7 protein-coding genes are annotated in these 8,788 nt (G+C 40.3%); 6 read left to right on the top strand and 1 reads right to left on the bottom strand.

Annotated elements, in window-relative coordinates:
* Nucleotides 1–425: 425 nt before the first annotated feature.
* The 4 genes from H7254_RS16965 (at nucleotide 426) to H7254_RS16980 (ending at nucleotide 4,888) form a co-directional block, all read left to right on the top strand.
* Nucleotides 426–572 (top strand): hypothetical protein, encoded by a 147-nt coding sequence (locus H7254_RS16965; protein WP_301934098.1) that lies wholly within the window; start codon nucleotides 426–428, stop codon nucleotides 570–572.
* Nucleotides 573–1,140: 568 nt separating this feature from the next.
* The gene (locus tag H7254_RS16970; RefSeq protein ID WP_301934099.1) at nucleotides 1,141–2,856 is read left to right on the top strand and encodes an IlvD/Edd family dehydratase; all 1,716 of its coding nucleotides are present in this window, start codon (nucleotides 1,141–1,143) and stop codon (nucleotides 2,854–2,856) included.
* 284 nt (nucleotides 2,857–3,140) lie between these two features.
* On the top strand, nucleotides 3,141–4,496 hold the full coding sequence (locus H7254_RS16975) for a Gfo/Idh/MocA family protein (RefSeq protein ID WP_301934100.1): 1,356 nt from the start codon (nucleotides 3,141–3,143) through the stop codon (nucleotides 4,494–4,496).
* 212 nt (nucleotides 4,497–4,708) lie between these two features.
* Entirely contained in the window at nucleotides 4,709–4,888 is a 180-nt protein-coding gene (locus H7254_RS16980) for a hypothetical protein (protein WP_301934101.1), read from the top strand.
* Nucleotides 4,889–4,967: 79 nt separating this feature from the next.
* Here H7254_RS16980 and H7254_RS16985 read toward each other — a convergent pair whose 3' ends face one another.
* A complete protein-coding gene (locus H7254_RS16985) occupies nucleotides 4,968–5,636 on the bottom strand; it encodes an NAD(P)H-binding protein (RefSeq protein WP_301934102.1) in 669 nt (222 codons plus the stop codon).
* 299 nt (nucleotides 5,637–5,935) lie between these two features.
* Between H7254_RS16985 and H7254_RS16990 the strand changes: the two genes are divergently transcribed.
* Together H7254_RS16990 and H7254_RS16995 are read left to right on the top strand one after the other, a co-directional pair.
* Nucleotides 5,936–6,793: an MBL fold metallo-hydrolase gene (locus tag H7254_RS16990; protein WP_301934103.1), complete on the top strand. Its 858-nt coding sequence runs from the start codon at nucleotides 5,936–5,938 to the stop codon at nucleotides 6,791–6,793.
* A 154-nt stretch (nucleotides 6,794–6,947) separates the two neighbouring features.
* Nucleotides 6,948–8,297, top strand: a complete 1,350-nt coding sequence (locus H7254_RS16995; RefSeq protein WP_301934104.1) for an FAD-binding protein — start codon at nucleotides 6,948–6,950, stop codon at nucleotides 8,295–8,297.
* Nucleotides 8,298–8,788: the final 491 nt, after the last annotated feature.

An 8,788-nucleotide genomic window follows, 5' to 3' on the forward strand; every position in this document is an offset into this window, starting at 1 on the left:
GCGTTATTGCTGACGAGATTTGCCGAAGGAAAAAATGAAATAAAAAAGTATTTGCAGGAAAATGTAATTCAGGTAACGACTGTTGAACCGGATGCTGCGAGCTATTTAAATTGGGAAGAAATTGGAAATGCTATAGAAAATTCAACCATTGTAATATTTGGAGTACAGGATCACTGAGCCGCACCAATCTTTTTAGTTAAGACAAGCGCTATAAAATATTTACATAAAAAGAATGGTTTTAAAGTATGGGCTTTTGAAAGCTACTTTTTCGGATTGAATGATGGAAAGTATTTTGTGCGAAATGGTAAACTGAATACGGATACCTTCCTGACTGGAAATATCAACAAAAATGGCAGGTTTAATAAATACTTAGACTGGCGCTTACCGGTAGCTGTCAGGACAATGACCTGTCAGCACAAATAACGGTGGAACAGATTGCTGGTTTGATGTTGTACAGCAGGCATCAGTTCATACCCAATTCAGTCAAAGGTATTTTTGCCGGAACCTGCAATGAAAATCTATTTACTGAAAGTGGCACCCGTGACGATGACATAACCGGTCAGCAAAAATGATTTACTTAACAAAGTTAACCTTACCCATTTGCTGGTAGCTTCTTTGCAAAGCCATGCAATAACAACTTATGGGCCTTGACGTAAAGTATTGGGTAGGGCATTCCGGACTAATAATAGTTCTGATAAAGGCATAGTAGCGTGGCCAATGCAGCGTTCACTGCAGGTGCTGTTGATGTGGTTGCTACATGGCCTGGTTTATTGGGTAAGTGATAAATTTTTATGGAATGATGAAAGATGCAAGAATGATGAAGTATAAAACATAGCAGGTATTGTTGCAGTAAATAATCAGCTTAATTTACGAATCGGCCAGTTGCATAAACCATCTGCCAAAAGGTATATGGATGAAGGGAGTGACACAACGACGATGCCATAAAAAACAAATGCTGGTATCAAAATTTAAAAGACTGACAACAGTTTTATTCCCATAAATTTGAAATGCGAATGTAGGCGCAATCAGCTAAATTGAAAGAACAAATTATTTTGATAATCGATAGAAAATAAATTTGTATAATCTGCCTTTAAGTAGTTAGGTTCATAACAATCAGTGTTATAAAATTAAAAGAAGAACATGGAAGAAAATAAATTGAGAAGCAGCAACTGGTTTGGCCGTAAAGGCAAAGATGGTTTTATTTATCGTGCCTGGATGAAGAACCAGGGCATTCCTGCGGATATGTTTGAGGGCAAGCCTGTGATTGGTATTTGCAACACCTGGAGTGAACTCACGCCCTGCAACGGACATTTTCGGGAGCTTGCCGAAGCAGTAAAAAAAGGAGTGTTAGAGGCAGGCGGTTTTCCTGTGGAGTTTCCGGTAATGTCGCTGGGCGAAACATTGATAAAACCAACGGCGATGTTGTACCGCAATCTTGTAAGCATGGATGTAGAAGAATCCATCCGAGCAAATCCTGTTGATGGTATAGTGCTGTTGTGTGGCTGCGATAAAACTACCCCTTCCCTTGTAATGGGTGCTTGTAGTGTAAATATTCCAACGCTGGTTATTTCGGGCGGTCCAATGTTAAAAGGCCATTGGAAAGGAAAAGATATTGGCACGTCGGACGTTTGGCGTTTTGATGCAGCCAGTAAATTAGGGCAAATAACCAATGAAGAATTTGTAGAAGCCGAAGCCTGCATGGCCCGTACACAGGGGCACTGCGCCGTAATGGGCACCGCATCAACCATGGCGGTAATGGTGGAAGCACTGGGTCTTTCCTTACCCAACAATGCCAGCATACCGGCAGCAGACGCTAGGCGTAAAGTGCTTTCCCAATTGTCGGGCAGGCGCATTGTGGAAATGGTAAAGGAAGACCTGACGCTGTCGAAAATTCTTACCCGGCAAGCTTTTGAAAATGCGATAAAGATCAATGCGGCCATCGGAGGTTCTACCAATTTTGTAATACATTTACTTGCCATTGCCGGTCGCATCGGGGTTGATGTAAACCTGCAGGATTGTGACACCTATTCGCAGGGTATTCCATTGCTTGCCAACATACAACCTTCGGGAGAAAATTATATGGAAGACCTGTATTATTCAGGCGGGTTGCCGGCACTGATCAAAGAAATGGATGCCATCATTCATAAAGAGGCTTTAACGGTAAACGGCAAAACCATTGGCCAGAATTGTGCTACTGCAGAAGTATATGACCGCAATGTGATTAGTACGATGCAGGCTCCGTTTAAACCCGAATCAGGTATTGTAGTAGTAAAAGGAAACCTGGCACCCGATGGTGCCGTGATAAAGCCATCTGCTGCAAGTTCTGCGTTGCTGAAGCATTCTGGTAAAGCAGTGGTATTCGAAAATATTGAAGACTACCATGCACGCATAGACGATGATACGCTGGACATTGATGCCACCAGTATTATGGTATTAAAAAATGTTGGGCCAAGAGGCTATCCGGGTATGGCGGAAGTGGGTAATATGACCTTGCCAAAAAAACTGTTAGAGCAGGGCGTTACGGATATGGTGCGTATTTCAGATGGAAGGATGAGTGGCACCGGCTTTGGAACCGTTGTGCTCCATGTATCTCCGGAAGCAGCCGTAGGTGGCGTACTGGGCCTGGTAAAAAATGGGGATATCATTCACCTGGATGTACACGCCAGAACTTTGCAACTAGCTGTTGCGGAAGAAGAATTAGCAGTGAGGAGATTAGCCTGGATACAAACAGAAACCATCCATCCCCGCGGTTATGTTCATTTGTATCAAACGCATGTGGAACAGGCACACCTTGGTGCGGATATGGATTTTTTAAAAGGGGGGTCGGGTAGTAAGGTAACTAGGGATTCGCATTAATAGTGACGCGTTAAAAATATTTGAGATTCATTATGAATATTGCTTTAAAAGGCTCTGGTTGAATAGTAAATGTAGACGGCTTACGGTAGGGGGTAAAGGATTTTTTTTGTCCGGGTTAAGAAGCAATCTGGATATTCACAGGCATAACAGCTTCCCGATGTTAAATCGTGATTCCGGCTTTGGGTCGGAACTTGTACTTTTTGCTTTTTATTGAACGTTCAATTCTAAAACTTTTACCAACAACGAACAACCAACAACTATTACTAACATCTAAAAATAAAAAAATGGCAACACGAAGAGATTTTATAACACAGTCAACCAAAGCCGCTGCCGGTGTTTACATCGGTTCGCTGGCATTTAGTGCAAAAAGTTATGCCCGTATTTTAGGTGCCAACGATCGGGTGCAAATAGGCATTGTAGGTTTTAGCGACCGGTTCAGAAGTTCTTTACTTCCTGCGTTTATGAACAATTACAAAGACCTTAATTTTGACATTGTTGCTGTATCCGACATTTGGAAAATGCGCCGGGAAGAAGGCGGTAATTATCTGCAGCAAAAAATGGGACACGATATAAAAAAGTTCGTCAATAATGAAGCATTATATGCCAGTAAATCGGTAGACGCAGTAATTATAAGTACAGCAGATTTTCAGCATGCAACCCATACCATTGAAGCAGTAAAAGCTGGTTGTGATACTTATACTGAAAAACCTTTTGCTGAAACAATGGATGACGCCATCGCTACTTTAAAAGCAGTGAAAGAAATGAAAAAAATTGTTCAGATAGGATCGCAAAGGCGCAGCGGGTCTAACTACAAGGCCGCAGCCGATTTTATACAGCAGGGAAAATTCGGGCCCATCACCATGGTAGAACTTACCTGGAATGTAAACCAGCCAGGCCGCTGGCGCAGACCGGGGCTGGTGCAAAAAATAAGAGAAGAAGACACGGACTGGAAACGCTTTTTAATCAACCGGCCCTTTGAGGCATGGGATCCAAGAAAGTACCTGGAATTCCGTTTGTTCTGGCCTTACTCATCCGGTATGCCGGGGCAATGGATGAGCCACCAGATTGATACGGTGCATTGGTTTTCGGGCCTGCCGCATCCAAGAAGCGTGGTAGCCAACGGGGGCATTTATCAATGGAAAGATGGCCGCAGAAATTGGGACACCACCACGGCTGTTTTTGATTACGGCCCTTTAAATGACGCCACCACCGGGTTCCAGGTAACCTTTAGCAGCCGTATGCACAATGGCGACGAAAATCCGGCTGAAATGTATTATTCCAATGGAGGTGAAATGAACTTGATCACCAATAAAGTTTCTTCCAGGGGTGGTCTTGAAAAGAGGTTTGCCGACGAGATGAATATGCAACCCAACCTGTTGCCGGAAACAAGCCTGGTAACAGAAAATATATCAGTGGTAGCCTCTGCCAATACCGGTGGAGATACCCTTACCACTGCACACATGCGTAACTGGATGGACTGCGTACTGAGCCGTAAACAACCCAATGCACCCGTGGAAGCTGGATATGCACACTCCATCGCAAACATCATGACTAACGCGGCAATACACACTGGACAAAAAGCTGTTTTTAATGAGGCCACCCAGCAAGTGATGGCAGGGGGAAAGATATTTAAGTATTGATTTTTTTCGGAAAAGTATATTATTTAAAAGCTCCGCAAATACCCAGGTTGCGGGGCTTTTTTATTAAGAAAATTATTCTATAATAACTGCAGTTTGGGGGTAACAATTGCACAAAACAATTTGTTATTAACATTATATAAAATATGGTTAAAATGGCACATTATTTATGGCATTATTACAAGTAATATTTTTATATTTAAAACATCTCAATTATGAAAAAACAAGCATCGGGTACAGCAACAAATGACCAAAAAATCCTGGGAGCTAATAAAAGTGATACCCAAAATAAAAAGGGAAAAACTTCCGAAAGTAATGGCCACTCAACAGAGGCTGCAAGTTCAAAAGTAAAATCAAAAGCTGGTAATGGTATGGCAAATAAAGGCACCCGCTAATTTTATAAAAAGAACGATAATTAAAACGTCTTTTATGCCATAAGTATTTTAAAATGGTTTGCGTAAAGCAAACCATTTTTTATTTTACAAGTTGAATTATCTCTTTGTACTGGTGTGTAAATATGCCGGTGCTATTTTCTTTTGCAGCAGCAACCATTGCCAGTGCCAGTTGTTTTGCCGGAATACCGGTATACTTTTTTAAGCCACCAATCAACAAAAAAGATAGCCCTTTTATCAGGCGTTGAAAAAAGGCTTCACCTGTTCTTTTTTCATTTCTATGGCCCAGCAGCATGGATGGTTGCATAATATGAATGGATTGTACACCACTGGCTTTCACGGCATCTTCCATCTCGCCCTTGAGACGCAAATAAAAATTACTGCTTTTATTACTGGCTCCAACAGCGCTTACAACAATAAATTTTTCACAGCCTGTTTCTTTACAATACTGCGCTGCATTTACCGGTATATCGTAATCAATTTTCCGGTATAAGTCTTTATCGCCTTTTACATTTTTTTGCGTGGTACCAATGGCACAAAATACCACATCACTTCCTGCCACTGCGTTTTTAAATGCTTGAGCATCCTCAAAGTTAACCAGCTTCACCTCCACATTGCCGGCTCTTTTTGGAACAGGATGTCTTACAATCAGCCGTATAGTTTCAATGCTTTTGTCCTGCGATAGAACATTTAAAAGATAACTGCCCGTCATACCTGATGAGCCAATGATGGTAGCTGTTTTAATTTGCATGATGTGTATTTTTAATATTTAACGCTGCAGCGATGAATTTGTTTAATTTACTGTTTTCATTGCTTGCTAAGTAAATTTAGCGAATATGATTTTTTTATTCTCCCAATATTTTTTTAATTACAGTAGCAGATTATAATATATTTTCTGGATTCTTATTGAGGTAATCGAATGAAATATTATCTGGTTTGGATCGGCAGCCGGTTTTATAAACCTGGATAAAAATTAAAAAAAACAGATGATTTAAGGGGCAGCTAATTTTTTAATAGTGAATCTTTTTCAATAGAGATTTATCACCAAAAATGATTTTCTTTGTGCCTGAAATGGCTTTATTTATCACCTCTTTAAATTCAGGCAGTAACGGTAATTGCTATTATGTGGCAAACGATACCGAAGCGGTGCTGGTGGATGCGGGTATATCCTGCCGGGAAACAGAAAAGCGCATGGGTTTACTGAACCTTTCCATGAACAAGGTAAAAGCAATTTTTATTTCGCATGAGCATTCCGATCATATCAAAGGTGCGGAATCTATCGCAGAAAAATATTCCCTGCCGGTTTACATCACCAATGATACTGCCCGGCGAGGACGTCTTCATTTTAAAAAACAACTGATAAATTATTTTACCGGATATGAACCCGTAAGGATTGGAGATCTTTCTATAACAGCATTTCCAAAATTACATGATGCGGCCGATCCACACAGTTTTATCATTTCGGGCAATGGGATTACGGTAGGAATATTTACAGATATTGGAGCCTGCTGTAATCACGTAACCACGCATTTCAGTCAATGTCATGCAGCTTTTTTAGAAGCCAATTATGATGAAGCGATGCTGGAAGAAGGGCGTTATCCCCTCTTTTTAAAAAATCGTATCCGCGGAGGCAATGGCCATCTTTCAAATGCACAGGCGCTGGAAATATTTATTACCCATCGTCCATCTTTTATGACGCACCTTTTGCTGGCGCATCTTTCCAAAGACAATAACAACCCACAACTGGTACAGCAATTATTCAGCGATCATGCCAATGGCATACAAATAATGATTGCCTCCAGGGAAGAACAGACACCGGTTTTTATTATCCGGGCTGAAGATAAAAAAATGATAATTAAAAATCGTCCGGCAATTTTACTTGCTCCAATGCAGTTAAAATTATTTTGATAAAAGCACTTTTTTTGCTGAACTGTTATTTAGTAAACTTTGCCAAACTTTAAAACTTTGGCAAAGTTGCTAAATTGCCTTTTTTAAGGAATAATAAAACCAATCTCTAATAATGATACGGGTTACCAACGATTTGAAACATAATAAAGCCATCATGAAAAAAAGAACTTTTTTAAAAACAACTTCTTTGCTGGCAGGCGCTGCCGTATTGAGCCGTTTGATGGCCTGCAGTCCTAAAGCAACTGCACCACATTTAAAAAACTGGGCAGGTAATCTGGAGTACAGTACTGGCAATGTGCATTATCCAAAAACAATATCAGAGGTAAGGGAAGTGGTGAAAAAGTGTAACAAACTTACTGCGCTTGGTTCAAGGCATTCATTCAATACAATCGCCGACAATACAGAAAATCAGGTGTCGCTGCAGGAATTAAATAAAGTGGTATCGCTCAATAAAATGGCCCATACCGTTACTGTAGAAGCAGGTATGCGGTATGGTGATCTTGCGCCTTACCTTCACCAAAACGGGTATGCATTACACAACCTGGCATCCTTGCCACATATTACCATTGCCGGTTCCTGCGCCACAGCAACCCATGGTTCGGGCATAAGCAACGGCAATCTTGCAACAGCTGTTGCAGCCATTGAATTTGTAGATGCAGCGGGTGAAATTATAAATTTATCAAAAAAAGATGGGGAGCATTTTGAAGGTGCCGTAGTTGGACTGGGCGCTTTAGGTATTGTTACAAAAGTAACGCTCAACCTTTTGCCCACTTTTAACATGAAGCAGTATGTTTACCGGAATCTGCCAATGGGTGAACTGGAAAAAAATTTTGATGCCATTGTTTCAAGTGGTTACAGCGTAAGCCTTTTTACAGATTGGAAAAATAAAAACATCAATGAAGTGTGGGTAAAAAGTAAGTCAGCAGCAGGAGATGCTGCCCCACCTGCGGAATTATTTGGTGCAAAACTTGCCACAAAAAATATGCACCCAATTGAAGACGAGGATGCAATAAATTGCACAGAACAAATGGGAGTGCCCGGTCCCTGGTTTGAAAGAATGCCCCATTTTAAAATGGGCTTTAAACCGAGTGCCGGCAAAGAAATACAGGCCGAATTTTTTGTTCCGGTTGAACATGCTTATGAAGCGATGATGGCGATGGAGTCACTGCATGAAAAAATAACACCACACTTATTTATTTCGGAAATTCGTACCATTCAGGCAGATAATTTGTGGATGAGCCCTTGTTATAAAAAAACCTGCGTGGCACTGCATACAACCTGGAAACAGGAAACGGAAACAGTAATGAATTTACTGCCATTGATAGAAGCGAAACTGGCGCCCTTTAATGCAAGGCCCCACTGGGCTAAAGTGTTTACTTTGGCACCCGCAGTATTGCAATCAAGAATTGAAAAGCTGGCGGATTTTAAAGAGCTGGTGAAACAGTATGATCCCAACGGTAAATTCAGAAATGATTTTCTAAATAAAAATTTATATAACGGATAAACTTTGCCAAAGTTTAAAACCTTGGAAAAGTTGCGATCTATGCTATACATAAATTTGGACGATCAATATTTTTATATTTGTGTTCTAGGATGTATAAATTTTTATCCAGGTAGCGGTTGTATTGACTTTGGTGAAACAGAAACGTTTAGAAAAAAATCATTTCAATCGTCCAGTATCTAAAAAAGTAAAGTGTAAACAATGTAAAAGTTGCGACTCCTCCATTGTAGTAATGAAAGAATGCAAGGGTATCTCAATGAACATCATTTGCAGCTTATTAATATAACTGCCAATACCATTTTAACCCAAAAAATCATTTACTATTAACATGAAAAAATTAAATGTTTTATTGCTTTTGCTTTTTTTAAGCGTTGCCAACGTTTTTGCAAAAAATATTGAAGTAAAATCTGTTGCCGAATTGCAATCAGCTATTAACAAAGCTGTTTCTGGCGATATAATTATAATGGCTGATGCTACTTATAAAGACGCTGATA

It is taken from the genome of Ferruginibacter sp., assembly GCF_014377975.1.
In the GTDB taxonomy this organism is placed as follows: domain Bacteria; phylum Bacteroidota; class Bacteroidia; order Chitinophagales; family Chitinophagaceae; genus Ferruginibacter.